The sequence below is a fragment of the Micromonospora sp. CNB394 genome (assembly GCF_000374985.1).
In the GTDB taxonomy this organism is placed as follows: Bacteria; Actinomycetota; Actinomycetes; order Mycobacteriales; family Micromonosporaceae; genus Micromonospora; species Micromonospora marina.
In genome coordinates, this window is the sequence record NZ_KB895836.1 from 1 (window position 1) to 15,972 (window position 15,972).

The window sequence follows — 15,972 nt, forward strand, 5'->3', positions numbered from 1 at the left end:
GCGATCGCCCGGCACACCGCGCTGGTCATGACCGCTCTCGCGGTCTGCGCGGTCACCGCCGCCGAGTTACGCCACCGCACCGACAGCCAGGCGCCCCCGCCGACCACACCCGACCAACTACCACCAGCCGAACCCGGACTGATCCCCCTGACCGTGCCCGAGATCGGACGACTCCTCGCCGACGCCCTCCATCACCCACAACCACCCGACCACACCCTCGACTGGCTCACCTGGCGACGCCGACACCAGGCCCGCGCCCGCTGGTACCACCAACGCACCCGCCTCAACCGCGGCTACGCCCTGGTCAACTAACAAATGGCGGCTGCCGTACTAGCGCCGCAGAAGCGCCGTGTAGGAACTCCCGCACCCTCAAAACCGGGTTTGTGAGACGTTTTCCATGATCGCTATTCACCAAATCAGCCGAAGAGCCGATGACGAAAGGCCCAGAACCGGCAAACCGCACCCCACCACGATCGGCCTATCCCCGGCACCAAGCCCATCTCCGACCTACCACGAGCCAAAGCGGGAACCACCACGAGCCGACCGAGAACCACCGACAGCCCCAACCCCGGCCACCCGACCACCCGGCGCGCAGCAGCCACCGCCTGGCGTCCCGGAGCACCCCGCCGCGTCCCACCAGAGCCACCCGGTCCACCGGCTCCCGAGCACCCACCGAGCCACCACCAGCCGCCGGTAGACGCGAAAAAGCCCCGACCTGGTAACAAACACCAGGTCAGGGCCTTGCTCGTTGGTGCGCCGCCAGGGACTCGAACCCCGAACCCGCGGATTAAGAGTCCGCTGCTCTGCCAGTTGAGCTAGCGGCGCTCGCTGACAACGGGAAGAAGATTAGCACGCCCGCCGAGGTGGGCTCCAATCCGATCCCGGGGTCCACCCTTCGGACGAGCTTAACCGGCGCAACCGGCAAAACGGTCACCCGAACGGCGCGGGGACGGGCGCAGGAGCGTCGATACGGCACGATGTCCGCCAGGCACGCGAGGACAGGGGTGGGCATGGGCAGGTTCGCGCGGGCCGGGGCGATGGTGGGCGCCCTGGTCCTGACGGCGTCGCTGGCACTGACCGGATGCCGCGGCGACGAGGGGAGGAAGCCGGAGTTCATGCCCGGCCAGCAGCAGGTCGGCGGCGTCTCGTCCGCCGCCCCCGATCCGAGCGTCGCACCGAGCGACAGCGCCGCCGCACCGCCGCTGACCGTGAGCCCGGCCGACGGCGCGGACGGCCGGCCGGTCAGCACCGAGATCAGCGCCCGCATCCCCGGTGGTGGCACCGTGTCGAAGGTGGTAGTCGCCACCGCCGACGGCGCCGGCGTCGCCGGGCGGATGCGGCGCGACGGCTCCAGCTGGGTGCCGTCGGCCGCGCTGGAGTACGGCACCAAGTACACCGCCACTGTCACCGGCACCGGCAGGGACGGCCAGACCTACCAGGGCACCAGCACGTTCACCACGATGGCCAAGCCCAAGTCGATGATCGGCTCCGGTCTCTACATGTTCAGCGGCAAGACGTACGGGGTGGCCATGCCCGTGGTCGCCGAGTTCTCGCCGGGCATCCCGAAGAAGGACCGGGCCGCGGTGCAGAAGCGGATGTTCGTGCAGACCGACCCGCCGCAGCCCGGCGCGTGGCACTGGGTCGGTAACGGCACCCAGGCGTACTACCGCGCCCCGGAGTACTGGAAGACCGGCACCACGATCACGGTCCGGCTGGCGCTGGCCGGGATCCCGCTGAGCAACGGCCGGTACGGCAACATCGACCGCAGCGCCACCGCCAGGATCGGGCGCGCGTTCGAGATGACGGTGGACAACGCGACCAAGCAGATGACGGTCTCCGAGGACGGCAGCGTGATCCGTACGCTGCCGGTGAGCCTGGGCAAGAAGAGCACCCCCTCCTCCAGCGGCACGATGGTGGTGATGGAGAAGAAGGAGGCCACCGTCTTCGACACCCGCGACGAGCCGGACCCGGCCAACCGGTACGTCACCGAGATCGACTTCGCCCAGCGGATCACCTGGGGCGGCGAGTACATCCATGCCGCGCCCTGGTCCGAGGGTGTGCAGGGGCGGCGCAACGTCTCGCACGGCTGCGTCAACGTGTCGATGGCCGACGGCCGGTGGCTGTTCGGCAAGACGCTCGTGGGCGACCCGATCACGGTGAAGGGCACCGAGCGCCGCCTGGCCCCTGGTAACGGCTGGACGGCGTGGAGCATGAGCTGGTCGCAGTTCGTCGCCGGCAGCGCGCTGCCGGTTCCGAAGGGCGGGCAGCCGGCGCCGTTCTGACGGGCGTAACGTGGTCGGACACGCCACCTCCGACGAAGCGCCGGACGACAGCGGAATCGTTACATGACGTGGGTGTTCCGTTTCACGTCCGGCAACGCGTACCCGCTCCGGCGCGTCTGACCTGAGACGACGGGGAACGGCATCACCTTGTGAGGGAGTCATGCGAGCTGGCCAGGACGAACCGATCCGGGGCGCGAGCGTCCGACGCGTCGGCCGCCGCCGTGCGCTGGCAGCCGGGCTGCTCGCCGCCGCGATGGCCCTGACCGCCTGCACCAGCGGTGGCGGCGACAAGCCGTCGAGTTGGCAGGGCGGCGACGGCGGCGAGGAGGCCCCGAAGGCGGCGGCCACCATCAGCGAGCCCGCCGCCGACGCCAAGGACGTGCCCGCGTCCACCGCCATCACCTTCACCACGAAGGAGGCGCAGGACACCACGGTCGAGCTGAAGGACGCCGCCGGCACGGTCGTCGACGGCACGCTCGCGGCGGACGGCGGGAGCTGGCTGCCGTCCTCGGCCCTGGAGTACGGGCAGACGTACACGGCGACCGTCACCGCGACCGGCGACGACGGCAAGGCCGCCACCGCCACCAGCACGTTCACCACGATGGCCAAGCCGGCCAAGCAGATCCGGATCACCAGCTTCCTCGGCGACGACCAGGTCGTGGGCGTGGGCATGCCGCTGATCGTGAAGTTCGGCCGGGCCATCCCGGAGGACTACCGCGACGACATCCAGCGCCGGATGACAGTCACCTCGAAGCCGGCCCAGGAGGGCATCTGGCACTGGGTGAGCCCGACCGAGGTGCGCTACCGGCCCAGGACGTTCTGGAAGGCCAGCAGCACCGTCAGCTACCGGGTGCAGGCGGGCGGGCTGCCGCTGGGCGGCGGTTGGTACGGCCGCGCCGACCTCAGCGTCGACATCAAGATCGGTCCGGCGCTCGTGATGACCGTCGACAACAGCACCAAGCGGATGACGGTCACCCGCGACGGCAAGGTGGTCAAGACCATCCCGGTGAGCCTGGGCAAGAAGAGCACCCCCTCCTCCAGCGGCACCATGGTGGTGATCGAGAAGCTCCGGCACACGGTCTTCGACACCATGGAGGAACTGGGCCCGGAGGAGGGTTACCGCACCGAGATCGACTACGCCCAGCGGCTCACCTGGGGCGGCGAGTTCATCCACGCCGCGCCCTGGTCCGAGGGCGTGCAGGGCCGCACGAACGTGTCGCACGGCTGCGTCAACGTCTCGATGAAGGAAGGCAGCTGGCTGTTCGCCAACACCCGCATCGGTGACCCGATCACCGTCAAGGGCACCGAGCGCAAGCTCCAGAACGGCAACGGCTGGACCGACTGGAACATGAGCTGGGACGAGTACGTCAAGGGCAGTGCCCTGCCGTACGATCCGCCGGCCGCCGACGTCACCCCGGACGCTGGTACGCCCAGCGTCGAGCCGACCCCCTGACCCCCGTACACGACGAAGCCCTCTCCCGAAGGAGAGGGCTTCGTGTTGGGGTGACTGATGGGAATTGAACCCACGACAACCGGGACCACAACCCGGTGCTCTGCCAACTGAGCTACAGCCACCATGCTCGCCGCTCCGGTCGCCCGGGCGGTGCGCGGACTAATCATAGCCACACCCCGGCCGACCTCGTCCACCGGGTTCGGCGCGGGCGTCAGAGCTCGGCGGCGATCGCCTTCGCGGCCTCGACGTCCGGTCCCGGCAGCGGCACGAACACGGTCCGCCGGTAGTACTCCAGCTCGCGGATGCTCTCCCGGATGTCCGCGAGTGCCCGGTGGGCGAGGCCCTTCTGCGGCTGCCCGAAGTACACCCGCGGGTACCAGCGCCGGCACAGCTCCTTGATCGACGACACGTCGATCATCCGGTAGTGCAGGTGCGCGTCGAGCCGGGTCATGTCGCGGGCCAGGAAGCCCCGGTCGGTGGCGATCGAGTTGCCGCACAGCGGGGCGGTACGCGGATCCTTCACGTAGCTGCTCACGTAGTCGAGCACCATGTCCTCGGCCTCGGCCAGCGTCACCGTCGAGCGGCGTACCTCATCGGTGAGCCCGGACTTGGCGTGCATGGTCCGCACGATCTCCGGCATGGCGTCGAGCGCCTCGTCGTCGGCGTGGATCACGACGTCGACGCCGTCACCGAGCACGTTGAGATCGGGGTCGGTGACCAGCGCCGCGACCTCGATCAGCGCGTCGCGCCGCAGGTCCAGCCCGGTCATCTCACAGTCGATCCAGACGAGAAGATCAGCCACTGGAACAGACTACGCGCCGCCGACCCGCCCGCGCCTGGGCACGGTGGCCGAGGTGGACCGCTAGGGTTTCCTGCGTGCCAGCTGAACCCGTCGACCCACCCGCCGTCCCCCGCGACGACGCGGGTCCGCGTGCGGTGCGGCGGGTGGTCGCGGTGCTGACGCTGATCGCGATCCTGCCGGCGCCCTACCTGCGCAACCTGCGGCACGACTACTACGACCAGAAGATCTACATGTCGGCGATGGACTGGTGGGCGGCCGGGCACCCGCTCTACGACTACGTCCAGCCGGACCGGGTGCAGGGCGCGCTCTACTTCACCTATCCCCCGTTCACGGCGCTGCTCCTGGCCCCGTTCGGGCATCTGCGGCTCGGGGTGGCCATCGTCGTCTTCGCGGTGCTGACCCTCGCCGCCGTGGTGCTGACCACCCGCTGGCTGGTGCTGCCGGTGCTGCGGCGGCACCACCTGCCGCGCGGTTTCGGGCTGACCGTCGCCGTGCTGCTGGTGCTGGCGGTGGAGAGCACCCGGGAGACGCTCACGCTCGGGCAGATCAACATGCTGCTGGTGGTGCTGATCCTGGCCGACCTGCTGTTCGCCGTACCGCAGGGGCGGCGCTGGGCCGGCGTGGGCGTGGGCCTGGCCACGGCGCTGAAGCTCTTCCCCGGCATCTTCTTGCTCTACCTGCTCGTTGCCCGCAAGTGGCGGGCGGCGGCCGTGGCGGCGGTGACCGCGGCGGCGGCCACGTTGCTGGCGGCGGCGGTCGCGCCGGGTGACTCGTGGCGCTTCTGGACCCACGAGCTGTGGGCCACCGACCGGGTGGGCCGCACCGACTACACCGGGAACCAGTCGCTGTTCGGGCTGCTCAGCCGCCTGACCGCGCCGGCCGAGCCGGGCCGGCTGCTGTGGCTGCTGCTCGCGCTGGCGGTGGCCGCGTTCGGCCTGTGGCGGGCGGCGCGCGCGGCCCGGGCGGGCGACGCGCTCGTGGGTCTCACCCTGACCGGGCTGGTGGGTGGCCTGGTCAGCCCGATCACCTGGATCCACCACCTGTACTGGTTCATCCCCGCGCTGGTGGTGCTCGTCGACGCCGCGTTGGACGCCGATCCGGCGACGCCCGCCGGGGCCCGCCGTCGCGGCGGCCTCTTCGCGCTGGTCGCCGTCGTGGGTCTGCCGATCGTGTACGGGTTGGTGACGTTCCAGGACTGGGGTACCGCCATCGTGCACACGGACGACCCGGTCGATTTCGTCGTCCGCAACGTGTACGTGCTGCTCAGCCTGCTCGTGCTGGCCGTACTGCCGATCCGTCGGCATGCGGGCGAGGAACCAATGAAACGGACTGAACGGACACACCTCGCAACGAACGGCGATCAGCGCTAATCTAGGAGCAACTACCTCAGTTTTCTCCCAGGTAGCACCGATCCCCCGGTGAAGAACGGCCCTCCGCGTCGGCAGCGCGGAGGGCCGTTCGGGTTCTCGTCGTCAGTCCTGGTCGCCGGGGCACCGGCCCGGCGGCGCAGCGATCGCCGCGCGGGTCCGCCCGGCGCCGGAGCCCACCGCCACCAGGTGCCGCTCGGGTCGCGACGCCGGGCCCGGCTGGCGGCCCAGCCCGGACAGCGAGGTCACGCCGAGACGCCCGGCGAGCACCGGCACCTGGTCCGGCTCGACCACGAAGACCACCTCACGGGGCCGCAGCGGGCGCAGCAGCACCACCACGGCGAGGAGCACCAGCAACGTCCCGCCGACCAGCAGCACCCACGCCAGTCCCGGGAACCACCCGGCCCGCAACTCGGCGCGCATCCGCAGGTCGAGCCCCGCCGCGCCGTCCACGCGCATGACGACCAGGCTCAGCGACCGGCCGGACAGCTCCGACGGGCTCCACTCCAGGGAGCCGACGCCCTCCCGTACCCAGAAGGACTGAGCCGTCGGCGCGGCGGTGCCGGCGCCGGCGGTGGCCGGGTCCAGGTCGACCGGCAGCGGGCCCCGGGTGACCGCCACGCGGCGCACGGTGCTGTGCGGGACGTCGGCCAGCCACCCTCGCACCTGGTCGGCCGGGGCGAGGCCGAGGAAGACCGGGCCGTCGTCGTCCCGGGCGGTCAGGTGCAGCCGGGCCTGACCGGTGCGCGCCAGCGGCAGGTCGGCGCGCAGCAACGCGTCCACGTCGGCCACCAGCACCACGGAGGCGGGCGTGCGGACCGGCTCGAACCGGGCGTCGAAGCCGCCGTCCGGGCCGGCCTGCCGCGCGGCCAGCCACAGACCTCCGCCCGCCAGCAGCGCCGGAATCCCCAACGCCAGCAGCACCACGCCGGCGATCGTGCGTACGAAACGCATTCGCGTCGTCCCTCTCGGTAGCCAACTACCCGGCCGACCTTACCGACGCGCGTCGGCCGATCGCCGGATATCGGCGGCACCCGTCCGCCGACGGCGACCGGCCCGGCGGATCGTCCCGCCGGGCCGGTGCGTCGCTCACGTTCAGGACTTCGCGGCAGGCTCCCGCCGGGTACGCGCGAACGCCAGGCCGCCGAGGGCCAGGCCGCCCAGCCCGGCGACCAGGCCGGCCACGCCGAGGGCGGTGGCCGCGCCGGACCCGGCGTCGTCGTCATCGTCGTCGTCGGCCGTGGCGGCCGGCGCGCTCGCGCCCGGCGAGGCGGGCGCCGCCGCGGCCAGCTCGAGCACCGGCGCGGGGTTCTCCGGTTCCTCCGCGCCCGGCGTCGGCTCCTCGATCCACCGGGAGACGTTGCCGTCGGAATACGTCTGGAGCACCTTGAACACCATCGTGTCGGCCTGCGGCAGCGGGCCCATCGACACCGGGAACTCCTGGAACTCGCCCGGCTTCACACCACCGTTCGGCGCGGCGGTGAAGGTCAGCTTGGAGACCGCCTCGGTGATCTGGCTGCCGTGCACCTCGATCGGCGGGTCGACCTTGCGCTTCTCCACGGCGACCGTCCAGCCCGCCACCGGCATGGTGGAGACCGAGCCGACCGGGGCGTTCTCTGGCAGGTTCACCTCGACCTTGACTGTCGACGCCGTGTCGCTCTCGTTCGGCACCCGGAACGCGAACCGGCCGTAGCCGCCCTGCGTACCCTCGGCCGGGTTGATCGTGACGTGCGCCGAGGCCGGACCGGCCAGGCCGAGGACGGCCGTGGCCACTGCGGTGAGGGTCAGCGCGGCGACTGTCGCGGGGCGCCGGAGACGGATCATCAGATGGGACCTTCCGTTACTTGATCGGCACGGTGGCGGTCACCGTGGCCTGGTCGATGTCGGACGTGCGGACGGTGATGCGCACCTGCCAGTCACCCCGGGCCGGCAGGTTGACCTCACCGGTGGCGTGGTTGTCGCTCAACGGCAGCAGCGGGACGGTGATCGGCTCGATCCCGGCCGACGGGAGCGCGGCGGTGACCTTCCACTCCTGCACCGGCTGGGGGCGGTTGTCCTTGGTGTAGGCGTACAGGTGGATCGAGTTGTTCCCGGTCTCGGCCGGGTCCAGCTGGACCTCCAGCGAGTAGATCGGGCTGCTCAGCGTAGTGGAGAAGTAGCCCTGTTCGGTTCCGGCGACGTCCGCGGCGGCGGTCCGCGCCGGAGTGGTCTGCACGAGCGTCGCCGACACGCCCAGCACCACCGCCGTGATCACCAGCTCGGCCACCACGGCCCGCCGCATCGAACCCGGCCGGCCGGCGGCGACCCGCCGCCGCACCAGCGCCCGGGAGTACGCGGCCACGCCGATCACCAGTGCGAACAGCACGATCTTGGCGAGCAGGAGCCGGCCGTACGTGGTCCCGAACAGCGCCTGCACGCCGGCCACCTCGATCAGGCCCTGCACGGTGCCGGCCAGCAGCAACGCGGTCACCGCGAGCGCCGCCCAGCGGGACCAGATCGGCAGGATCGCGTCCAGCTCACGCTCGTCGGCCCGGCGCAGCAGGAAAACCGTGAGCATGACCAGGCCGCCCAGCCACACCGCCATGCCGCCCAGGTGCACCGCGTCCACCACCACCGACACCGCGGGCGCGGGCGAGGCCGCCGCGTGCCCGGCCAGCGGCCAGGTGAACAGCGCCGCGCCGCCGAGGACCGCCAGGATGATCCCGTCGGTACGGCCGATCGGACCGGCGAACAGCGGCCGGAGCAGGAACGCCGCCGCGGCGAGCAGACCCAGCCGGACCAGGTGGGTGGTGCCGTAGGCGCTGCCCAGCACGTCACTCAGGCCGGAACCGGTCACGTCGAACAGGCCGCCCCCGTTGACGTACGGCACCTGGAGCCACACCTCGGCGATCGTCGCCGCCGCCAGCACGCCGAGCCCGGTCCAGGCCAGCCGCGCCGGTCCCCGGCGGGACAGCCGGCGCGGCCAGAGCGCGGCCAGCACCAGCGCCGGGCCGATGAGCAGCAGCAGACCGGTGTATCCGGCGAACTTCGCCACCTTCACCGCGTTCTCGGTGACCAGGTTCGCCCGGTTGTCCGAGCCGCTGTCGGTGGGCGGCTCGGACGGCGCGCCGACGGAGTAGGTGAAGGCGCCGGAGACCGGGTGGCTGTCGGCCGAGATCACCCGGTAGCTCACCAGGTAGGTGCCGCGCCCGGCGGCGGGATCCACCGGGATGGTGACCTCGGCGCCCTGGAACGTCGGCTCGCCCCGGTCGGCGCGTGAGCCGTCGGGGGCGATCACCCGAACCTTCCCGGGCACCTTCCGGACGCCCTCGCTGAACGTGATCACCACCTGGGCGGGCGCCTCGGGCACCACGGCGGAGGCGGCCGGGCTGCTGCTCACCAGCACCGCGTGGGCGGCGGCCGGGGTGGCCGGGACGAGCAGCAGGGCGACCAGCAGGAGCAGCAGCCCGGCAACGGCCCCGGAGCGGGCGGCGACGACCCGGGACGGGCGGGGTACGGCAGCAGTCATGACCGCCATGGTTCCCGAACCGGGGCGGGTCCGGCGAGCCGGTGCCCGGCGGGCGTGACCGAGCGCCCACCCGACACCGCGGCGCGCACCACGCCGGCCCTGCTCGGAGGTCATAGGAGGGTAGTCGGAGAGCGGGCGGGAGAAGTTCCCGGAGTGTGCGGGACCACGGAATGGGTCGAAGGACCCTGTCCTGTCCAGGTACGCCGCGTAACCTCGGGTGACGTGATCCCCGGCCCGCGCGACACCGCCGCCGACCGCCCCGAGTCGGCGCTCGACGCTGCCACCGGCTGGGCGCTGGCCGCCCGCGACGGGGACCGCGACGCGCAGGCCGCCTTCGTCCGGGCCACCCAGGCCGAGGTGTGGCGCTTCGCCGCCGCGCTCGTCGACCCGGACACCGCAGACGACCTGACCCAGGAGACGTACCTGCGGGCGTTCCGGGCGCTGCCCGGCTTCGAGGGGCGTTCCAGCGTGCGTACCTGGCTGCTCGGGATCGCCCGCCGGGCCTGCGCCGACCACCTGCGCACCGTGGTGCGCCGCCGCCGGCTCGACGCGCGGCTCGCCGCCCAGGCCGCCACCGACCGCCCGTACCCGGACCCGGCCGGGCAACTCGGTGCCACCGACCTGGTCCGCCGGCTGCCGGCCGAACGGCGCTCCGCGTTCGTGCTCACCCAACTGCTCGGCCTGTCGTACGCCGAGGCCGCCGACGTGGAGGGGGTGCCGGTGGGCACGATCCGCTCCCGGGTGGCCCGCGCCCGCGACGAACTGGTCGACGCTGTCGGCGACACGCTGGCCGGATAGCGGGAACCTTTCGTGGCGCTCGGACGACGAATGACTGTGACCCCCTCCCCCTCCCGGGCCGGCCGCTGGCAGACCCTGCGGCCCTGGCTCGGCGTCGCGGCCCGCCTCGGACTCGCAGCCGTGTGGCTGATCGCCGGCGGCACCAAGGTCGGCGACCTGGCCGCCTCCGGCCGGGCCGTAAACGCCTACCAGGTGATGCCGTACGACGTGGCCACAGTGATCGGCGCGGCGCTGCCGTTCGTCGAGCTGGCCCTGGGCGTCCTGCTGCTCGTCGGGCTCGCCACCCGGATCAGCGCCGGTGTGTCGGCGGCGCTGCTCGTGGTCTTCGTCGCGGGCATCGCCTCGGCCTGGGCGCGCGGCCTGGCCATCGACTGCGGGTGTTTCGGCAGCGGCGGGCAGCTCGCCGCCGGCCAGACGCCCAGCTACCTCCCGGAGATCCTCCGGGACCTCGGGTTCCTGGTACTCGCCGGGTTCCTGCTGATCTGGCCCCGCACCCCGTTCTCCGTGGACGGGTGGCTGGCGGGCGACGACACCGTGGAGGACGACGATGAGTAGTCGCAAGGGGCGCAAGGACGCGGCCCGGGTCGTACGCGAGCAGATCGCCCGGGAGAAGCGGCGCAAGCGCACGCTCTGGACCTCGATCGCCGCGGTGCTGGTGCTCGTCATCGCCGGTGGCATCGGCTGGGCCGTGTACTCCAGCCAGAAGTCCGACGAGTTCACCGCCCCGCCCGGGGCCAACGACGCCGGCACCGGCATCGTGCTGGGCACCGGCCCGGTCACCATCGACCTGTACGAGGACTACCTCTGCCCCGCCTGCAAGCAGTTCCAGCAGGTCAACGGCGACACGCTCGACCAGCTCGTCGACGAGGGCAAGGCGAAGCTGGTGTTCCACCCGGTGGCGTTCCTGAACCGCTTCTCCACCACGGAATACTCGACCCGGGCGTCGGCCGCCTCCGGCTGCGCCGCGGAGGGCGGCAAGTTCCGCGAGTTCACCGAGCAGCTCTTCGACAGGCAGCCGCCGGAGGGCGGCGCCGGGCTCAGCAACGACGAGCTCGTCGACATCGGCGCGGGCGTCGGGCTGAACCGCGACGAGTTCGCCTCCTGCGTCTCCGACGGCACGTACCGGCCGTGGACCGAGCACGTCACCGACGAGGCGAGCAAGGCCGGCGTGACCGGCACCCCGACCATCAAGGTCAACGGCAGTGAGCTCCAGGACCGCAGCCCCGAGGGGATCAAGTCGGCGGTGGAGGCGGCCGGCAGGTGACGACACCCCTGCGCCGGGTCGCGCTGGTGCTCGCCGGCGCGGCCACCGCGCTGCTCACGCTCGCCGCGCCGGCCGCCGCACACGGCGCGGACGCGCCCGACGGCACCGACTACCGAGCCACCATCAGCGACGTCGACCCGGACCGCCCCGGGCTGACCGCGCGCATGGTGGAGGCCGGCGCGCGGCTGGAGCTGACGAACGACACCGGCGCCGAGGTGACGGTGCTCGGCTACTCCGGCGAGCCGTACCTGCGCGTCGGCCCGGCCGGCGTGTACGAGAACCTCCACTCCCCCGCCACGTACCTGAACCGGACGCTGGCCGGGGAGACGCGGCTGCCCGCCGAGGCGAACCCGGCCGCCGCGCCCGACTGGCGGCGGATCGACGACGGGCCCACCGCCCGCTGGCACGACCAGCGCACGCTGTGGCGGGAGGACGCCCCGCCGCTCGCCGTCGCCGCCGCCCCGGACCGGGAACACCGGGTACGCGACTGGACCGTGCCGCTGCGCGCCGGTGACACCACCGGAGCCGTACGCGGCACGCTGGACTGGGTGCCGCCACCCGACCCGTACCCCTGGTGGGTGGCCGCCACGCTGGGCTTCCTGCTGATCGGCGCGGCCGGGCTGGCGCCGGGCGGCACCGCCGCCGGGGTGCGGGCACTGCGCGCGGTCGGCGCGCTGCTCGCCGCGGGCGGCGCCGCGACGGTGGCGCTGACGGTCGCCCGCGCGCTGGACACCGGCGCCCCCGGCGTCGGCGGAACGCTCGCCGAGCTGGTCACCGGTCAGGTCTGGACGCTGCTCACCGGGCTCGGCGCACTCGCCGCCGGTGGGTACGCGCTGGCCCGCCGCCCGGCCGCCGACTTCGTGCTCGCGCTGGCCGGCGCCTGCCTCACGCTGTTCGCCGGAGTGACGAACCTCGCCGCGCTGTCCCGCTCGATCCCCCCGGCCGCCGGCCCGGCCGTGCTGGTCCGGGTGCTCGTGGTGGTGGGCCTGGCGACGGGCGCCGGCGCGGTGGCGGCGGGCCTGCTGCGCCTGCGCGCCGCCGCACGAGCGGCCCGCCCCACCCTCCACCCGAACCCCACGCCCTGACCCGCCCCGCCCCGGCGATCGATGAGTGAAGCCCCCCGGCCCCCGGCCCCCGGCCCTTTCGTACCAAGATTCACACTGCTCTGAACCCACCCCCGCCGCACTCGCCCCCGGACCGGGTCAGGTCGGGCGGGGGCCGGGTCGGGCGGGGGCGAAGCCGTAGGGAAGCTCCAGGCGGTGGGCGGTCAGCAGCGCCTCGTCGGACAGGAGGTCCGCGGTGGGGGCGTCGGCGACGATCCGGCCACCGTCCAGGATCACCGAGCGGGGGCACAGCTCGGCCGCGTACGGCAGGTCGTGCGTGACCATGAGCAGCGTCACCGGCAGGGCGCGCAGGATCTCCGCCAGCTCCCGCCGGGCGGCCGGGTCGAGGTTCGACGACGGCTCGTCCAGCACCAGGATCTCCGGGCGCATGGCCAGCACCGTCGCCACCGCCACCCGGCGCCGCTGCCCGAACGACAGGTGGTGCGGCGCCCGGTCCCGGTGCTCGCTCATCCCGACCGCCGCGAGCGCCTCGTCGACCCGGGCGGCCAGCTCGGCCCCGCGCAGGCCCAGATTGGCCGGGCCGAACGCGACGTCCTCGGCGACTGTGGGCAGGAACAGCTGGTCGTCCGGGTCCTGGAAGACGATGCCGACGCGGCGGCGTACCTCGGCCAGCGTGTCCCGGTCGCGGCCGACCGTCAGGCCGCCGACGCTCACCGTGCCCTCGGTCGGGGTGAGGATGCCGTTGAGGTGCAGCACGAGCGTGGTCTTGCCGGCGCCGTTGGGCCCGAGCAGCGCCACCCGCTCGCCGCGCGGCACGGTCAGGTCCACCCCGTGCAGGGCGACGTGACCGTCCGGGTACGCGTACCGGACGCCGTCGACGTCGAGGGAGGGCGGCTGCTGCACGTACCCGATCATTGCAGGACGAGCGCGACGGCGGCGATGGTGGCCGCGATCGCCGGCACCGTCGCGGCGGCCACCCACTGGCCGGCGGTGGCCGCGCCGGCCCCCTGCCACGCCGCCGGCATCCGGCCGGTGTAGCCGCGGGAGAGCATCGCCAGGTAGACCCGCTCGCCGCGCTCGAAGGCGCGCAGGAACAGCGCGCCGACCCCGGCGGCGAAGCCGCGCAACTGCCACAGGAACCGCGGGTCGTCGCCGCGGGACACCCGCGCCACCCGCATCCGGCGGGCCTCGCCGACGAGCACCTCCAGGTAGCGCAGCATGAACGTGGCGATCTGGGTGAGGATCTGCGGGCAGCGCAGCCGGTCCAGGCCGAGCAGCAGGTCACGCGTCGTCGTGGTCGCCGCCAGCAGAAGCGACGCGAGTACGCCGAGGGTGCCCTTGGCGAGGATGTTGAAGGCGCCGTGCAGCCCGTCGACGGACAGGGCGAGCCCGGCCACCTCGACCCGCTCCCCCGCGCCCAGGAACGGCAGGGCGAACGCGAACAGCACGAACGGCAGCTCGATCAGGGCCCGGCTGAGCAGCCAGCGCGGGCCGACCCGGGCGAGCGCGGCCACCACGGCGACCAGGAGCGCATACCCGCCGAAGGCCCAGTACGCCTCCCGTGGCGTGGCCACCACCGCGACGGTGAACAGCACCATCGCGGCGATCTTCACCTCCGGCGGGAGGCGGTGCACCGGCGAGCCGGACTCGCGGTAGAGGACGTGCGCGTGCCCGGCGCCCATGGTCAGCGGGTGCCGCCGGACGGGGTTGCGGCCTCGTCCGCCCGGTCGGCGGTAGCGGTGGGCGTGGCCGGCGTGACCGGCGCGGCGGGCGTCGCCGGCCCGCGACGGCGGGCCAGCCAGAACAGGCCGCCGCTGGCCGCGAAGGTGAGCAGCACACCGAGTACGCCGGACAGGCCGGTGGAGACGAAGTCGTTGCCGATCCCGCGCACGCCGTAGTCGGCGAGCGGGCTGTCCGCCAGCTCGTGGTCCTTGGCCTGCTGGGCCGGGCAGCTACCGCCGGTGATCTCGTCGTCGGCGTTCACCGTGCAGCCCTTGAGCAGCGACGAGTCGAGCCCGTCCGGGTGCGAGGAGGCGTAGTTGCTGACCACGCCGGCCAGCAGCAGGGCCACCAGCAGGCCGCCGAGCAGGAACGGCCAGTGACGCTTGCTCATCGGGCACCTCCGGCGACCGGGACGGCGGGAGCCGGCGTGGCCGGCTTGAGGGCACGCAGCGCGTACACCAGGTCGGGCCGGACCTTGGCGACCGTGACCACTGTGGTCGCGGTGATCAGGCCCTCGCCGACGCCGATCAGCAGGTGGGCGAAGGCCATGGTGCCGGCCAGGCCGGTGAGGTTGCCGCCGAGGTCGGTGGTGCCGCCCAGCCAGTACTGCAGGACGAAGCCCTGGGCCGCGACCACCACGCTGACCAGCGCGGAGACGAACGCGGTCACCGCCAGCCCGGACGGGCTGCGCGGCAGCACGCGCAGCAGGAGCGCGATCAGCAGGTACGCGGCGGCGGTGCCGAGCAACGCCATGTTGGTGATGTTGAGGCCGAGCATGGCAACCCCGCCGTCACCGAAGACCAGCGCCTGCACGATCAGCACCACGGCGACGCAGAGCGCGCCCACCCAGGGGCCGACGAGCATCGCGGCCAGCGCGCCGCCGAGCAGGTGACCGCTGACTCCGGCGGTGAAGATCGGGAAGTTGAGCATCTGCACGGCGAAGATGAACGCCGCCACCAAACCGGCCATCGGGGCGAGCCGGTCGTCGAGGTCGGCCCGGCCCCGACGTACGCAGAAGGCGAGCGCGGCCAGCGCGAAGGCCGCGAAGATCGCGGCGACCGGACCGTCGATGATCCCGTTGGAGATGTGCATCGCCAGGGTGTCCACGCGCTCAGCGTATTTCCAGGGAGGCACTGTTGCCAATATCTTGCAACTGCAAATGATGGCCGTCACCGCGCCCGCGCGTCGCCGTGCCGCCGCCGTGCCGGCCCGGCGGTATCGTCACCGCCATGACCGACCGCCTCAAGCCCGGCGACCCCGCACCCGAGTTCACCCTCCCCACCGACGACGGCGGCACGCTGTCCCTGACCGGCCTGCGCGGCCGCAAGGTCATCCTGTACGCGTACCCGGCCGCCATGACGCCCGGCTGCACCAAGCAGGCGTGTGACTTCCGGGACTCCCTCGCCTCGCTCCAGGCCGCCGGCTACGAGGTGGTGGGCATCTCGCCGGACAAACCGGCCAAGCTCGCCAAGTTCCGCGACCGGGACGCCATCACGTTCCCGCTGGTCTCCGACGAGGACAAGGCGGTGCTGACCGCGTACGGCGCGTTCGGCGAGAAGCAGATGTACGGGCGCACGGTCACCGGCGTGATCCGCTCGACGTTCGTGGTGGACGAGGACGGCAAGATCGAGCAGGCGTTCTACAACGTGCGGGCCACCGGTCACGTCGCCAAGCTGCGCCGGGACCTCGGCCTCGACTGAGGTCGCTCCGGT

General features: G+C 72.9%; 16 protein-coding genes, 2 tRNA genes and 1 pseudogene. 9 read left to right on the plus strand and 10 right to left on the minus strand.

The genetic code is table 11. The features are described from left to right. Positions 1-312: pseudogene (locus C569_RS33750) on the plus strand (IS701 family transposase); the annotation flags it as partial. Positions 313-749: 437 nt separating this feature from the next. Here the strand turns inward: C569_RS33750 and C569_RS0115240 are convergent. Continuing rightward, positions 750-825 (minus strand) — tRNA-Lys (locus tag C569_RS0115240). Positions 826-1,010: 185 nt separating this feature from the next. On the opposite strand from C569_RS0115240, the gene C569_RS0115245 reads away from it, so the two are divergent. Both C569_RS0115245 and C569_RS0115250 read left to right on the plus strand, forming a co-directional pair. After that, positions 1,011-2,282, plus strand: coding sequence for an Ig-like domain-containing protein (locus C569_RS0115245; protein ID WP_018786637.1), 1,272 nt, complete (start codon positions 1,011-1,013; stop codon positions 2,280-2,282). A 160-nt stretch (positions 2,283-2,442) separates the two neighbouring features. Continuing rightward, on the plus strand, positions 2,443-3,735 hold the full coding sequence (locus tag C569_RS0115250; RefSeq protein WP_018786638.1) for an Ig-like domain-containing protein: 1,293 nt from the start codon (positions 2,443-2,445) through the stop codon (positions 3,733-3,735). 46 nt (positions 3,736-3,781) lie between these two features. Here the strand turns inward: C569_RS0115250 and C569_RS0115255 are convergent. Further along, positions 3,782-3,857, minus strand: a tRNA-His gene (locus C569_RS0115255). Between the two features lie 89 nt (positions 3,858-3,946). Continuing rightward, the gene (orn, locus tag C569_RS0115260) at positions 3,947-4,537 is read right to left on the minus strand and encodes an oligoribonuclease (protein WP_026268187.1); all 591 of its coding nucleotides are present in this window, start codon (positions 4,535-4,537) and stop codon (positions 3,947-3,949) included. Positions 4,538-4,611: 74 nt separating this feature from the next. Here orn and C569_RS0115265 point away from each other — a divergent pair, with 74 nt between their 5' ends. Further along, positions 4,612-5,907 (plus strand): glycosyltransferase family 87 protein, encoded by a 1,296-nt coding sequence (locus C569_RS0115265; RefSeq protein ID WP_026268188.1) that lies wholly within the window; start codon positions 4,612-4,614, stop codon positions 5,905-5,907. A gap of 102 nt (positions 5,908-6,009) precedes the next feature. Here C569_RS0115265 and C569_RS0115270 read toward each other — a convergent pair whose 3' ends face one another. The 3 genes from C569_RS0115270 to C569_RS0115280 all read right to left on the minus strand — a co-directional run bounded on the left by C569_RS0115270 (position 6,010) and on the right by C569_RS0115280 (position 9,412). Next, a complete protein-coding gene (locus tag C569_RS0115270; protein ID WP_018786641.1) occupies positions 6,010-6,858 on the minus strand; it encodes a hypothetical protein in 849 nt (282 codons plus the stop codon). Between the two features lie 141 nt (positions 6,859-6,999). Next, a complete protein-coding gene (locus C569_RS0115275) occupies positions 7,000-7,728 on the minus strand; it encodes a YcnI family protein (protein ID WP_018786642.1) in 729 nt (242 codons plus the stop codon). Positions 7,729-7,744: 16 nt separating this feature from the next. Then, entirely contained in the window at positions 7,745-9,412 is a 1,668-nt protein-coding gene (locus C569_RS0115280) for a copper resistance CopC/CopD family protein (protein ID WP_036345958.1), read from the minus strand. Positions 9,413-9,634: 222 nt separating this feature from the next. Between C569_RS0115280 and C569_RS0115285 the strand changes: the two genes are divergently transcribed. The 4 genes from C569_RS0115285 to C569_RS0115300 are packed head-to-tail and all read left to right on the plus strand — an operon-like array spanning position 9,635 to position 12,559. Next, complete coding sequence (locus C569_RS0115285) at positions 9,635-10,210, plus strand: sigma-70 family RNA polymerase sigma factor (RefSeq protein WP_018786644.1); 576 nt, start codon at positions 9,635-9,637, stop codon at positions 10,208-10,210. 30 nt (positions 10,211-10,240) lie between these two features. Continuing rightward, positions 10,241-10,765 (plus strand): MauE/DoxX family redox-associated membrane protein, encoded by a 525-nt coding sequence (locus tag C569_RS0115290; protein ID WP_018786645.1) that lies wholly within the window; start codon positions 10,241-10,243, stop codon positions 10,763-10,765. Beyond that, positions 10,758-11,474 (plus strand): thioredoxin domain-containing protein, encoded by a 717-nt coding sequence (locus C569_RS0115295; protein WP_018786646.1) that lies wholly within the window; start codon positions 10,758-10,760, stop codon positions 11,472-11,474. The genes C569_RS0115290 and C569_RS0115295 overlap by 8 nt, the downstream gene beginning before the upstream one ends. Then, positions 11,471-12,559: a hypothetical protein gene (locus C569_RS0115300; protein WP_018786647.1), complete on the plus strand. Its 1,089-nt coding sequence runs from the start codon at positions 11,471-11,473 to the stop codon at positions 12,557-12,559. Before C569_RS0115295 ends, C569_RS0115300 begins: the two co-directional genes overlap by 4 nt. A gap of 117 nt (positions 12,560-12,676) precedes the next feature. Here the strand turns inward: C569_RS0115300 and C569_RS0115305 are convergent, their stop codons facing one another. From C569_RS0115305 to C569_RS0115320, 4 genes are read right to left on the minus strand one after another with little or no spacing between them, the layout of a single operon-like run. Then, positions 12,677-13,453: an energy-coupling factor ABC transporter ATP-binding protein gene (locus tag C569_RS0115305; RefSeq protein WP_018786648.1), complete on the minus strand. Its 777-nt coding sequence runs from the start codon at positions 13,451-13,453 to the stop codon at positions 12,677-12,679. Continuing rightward, a complete protein-coding gene (gene cbiQ, locus C569_RS0115310; RefSeq protein ID WP_018786649.1) occupies positions 13,450-14,220 on the minus strand; it encodes a cobalt ECF transporter T component CbiQ in 771 nt (256 codons plus the stop codon). Before cbiQ ends, C569_RS0115305 begins: the two co-directional genes overlap by 4 nt. A 2-nt stretch (positions 14,221-14,222) precedes the next feature. Continuing rightward, positions 14,223-14,651 carry a PDGLE domain-containing protein gene (locus tag C569_RS0115315; RefSeq protein WP_018786650.1) on the minus strand — a complete coding sequence of 143 codons (429 nt, stop codon included), beginning with the start codon at positions 14,649-14,651 and terminating at the stop codon, positions 14,223-14,225. Continuing rightward, positions 14,648-15,367, minus strand: coding sequence for an energy-coupling factor ABC transporter permease (locus C569_RS0115320; protein ID WP_018786651.1), 720 nt, complete (start codon positions 15,365-15,367; stop codon positions 14,648-14,650). Before C569_RS0115320 ends, C569_RS0115315 begins: the two co-directional genes overlap by 4 nt. A gap of 122 nt (positions 15,368-15,489) precedes the next feature. Between C569_RS0115320 and bcp the strand changes: the two genes are divergently transcribed. Then, positions 15,490-15,960, plus strand: a complete 471-nt coding sequence (gene bcp, locus C569_RS0115325) for a thioredoxin-dependent thiol peroxidase (RefSeq protein WP_026268189.1) — start codon at positions 15,490-15,492, stop codon at positions 15,958-15,960. Positions 15,961-15,972 lie beyond the last annotated feature (12 nt).

Coding starts and splice junctions, on each gene's coding strand:
- C569_RS0115280 (WP_036345958.1), bottom strand. CDS start 9,412: ATGACTGCTGCCGTACCCCGCCCGTCCCGGGTCGTCGCCGCCCGCTCC.
- C569_RS0115270 (WP_018786641.1), bottom strand. CDS start 6,858: ATGCGTTTCGTACGCACGATCGCCGGCGTGGTGCTGCTGGCGTTGGGG.
- C569_RS0115245 (WP_018786637.1), top strand. CDS start 1,011: ATGGGCAGGTTCGCGCGGGCCGGGGCGATGGTGGGCGCCCTGGTCCTG.
- C569_RS0115315 (WP_018786650.1), bottom strand. CDS start 14,651: ATGAGCAAGCGTCACTGGCCGTTCCTGCTCGGCGGCCTGCTGGTGGCC.
- bcp (WP_026268189.1), top strand. CDS start 15,490: ATGACCGACCGCCTCAAGCCCGGCGACCCCGCACCCGAGTTCACCCTC.
- C569_RS0115250 (WP_018786638.1), top strand. CDS start 2,443: ATGCGAGCTGGCCAGGACGAACCGATCCGGGGCGCGAGCGTCCGACGC.
- C569_RS0115295 (WP_018786646.1), top strand. CDS start 10,758: ATGAGTAGTCGCAAGGGGCGCAAGGACGCGGCCCGGGTCGTACGCGAG.
- C569_RS0115275 (WP_018786642.1), bottom strand. CDS start 7,728: ATGATCCGTCTCCGGCGCCCCGCGACAGTCGCCGCGCTGACCCTCACC.
- C569_RS0115290 (WP_018786645.1), top strand. CDS start 10,241: ATGACTGTGACCCCCTCCCCCTCCCGGGCCGGCCGCTGGCAGACCCTG.
- cbiQ (WP_018786649.1), bottom strand. CDS start 14,220: ATGGGCGCCGGGCACGCGCACGTCCTCTACCGCGAGTCCGGCTCGCCG.
- C569_RS0115305 (WP_018786648.1), bottom strand. CDS start 13,453: ATGATCGGGTACGTGCAGCAGCCGCCCTCCCTCGACGTCGACGGCGTC.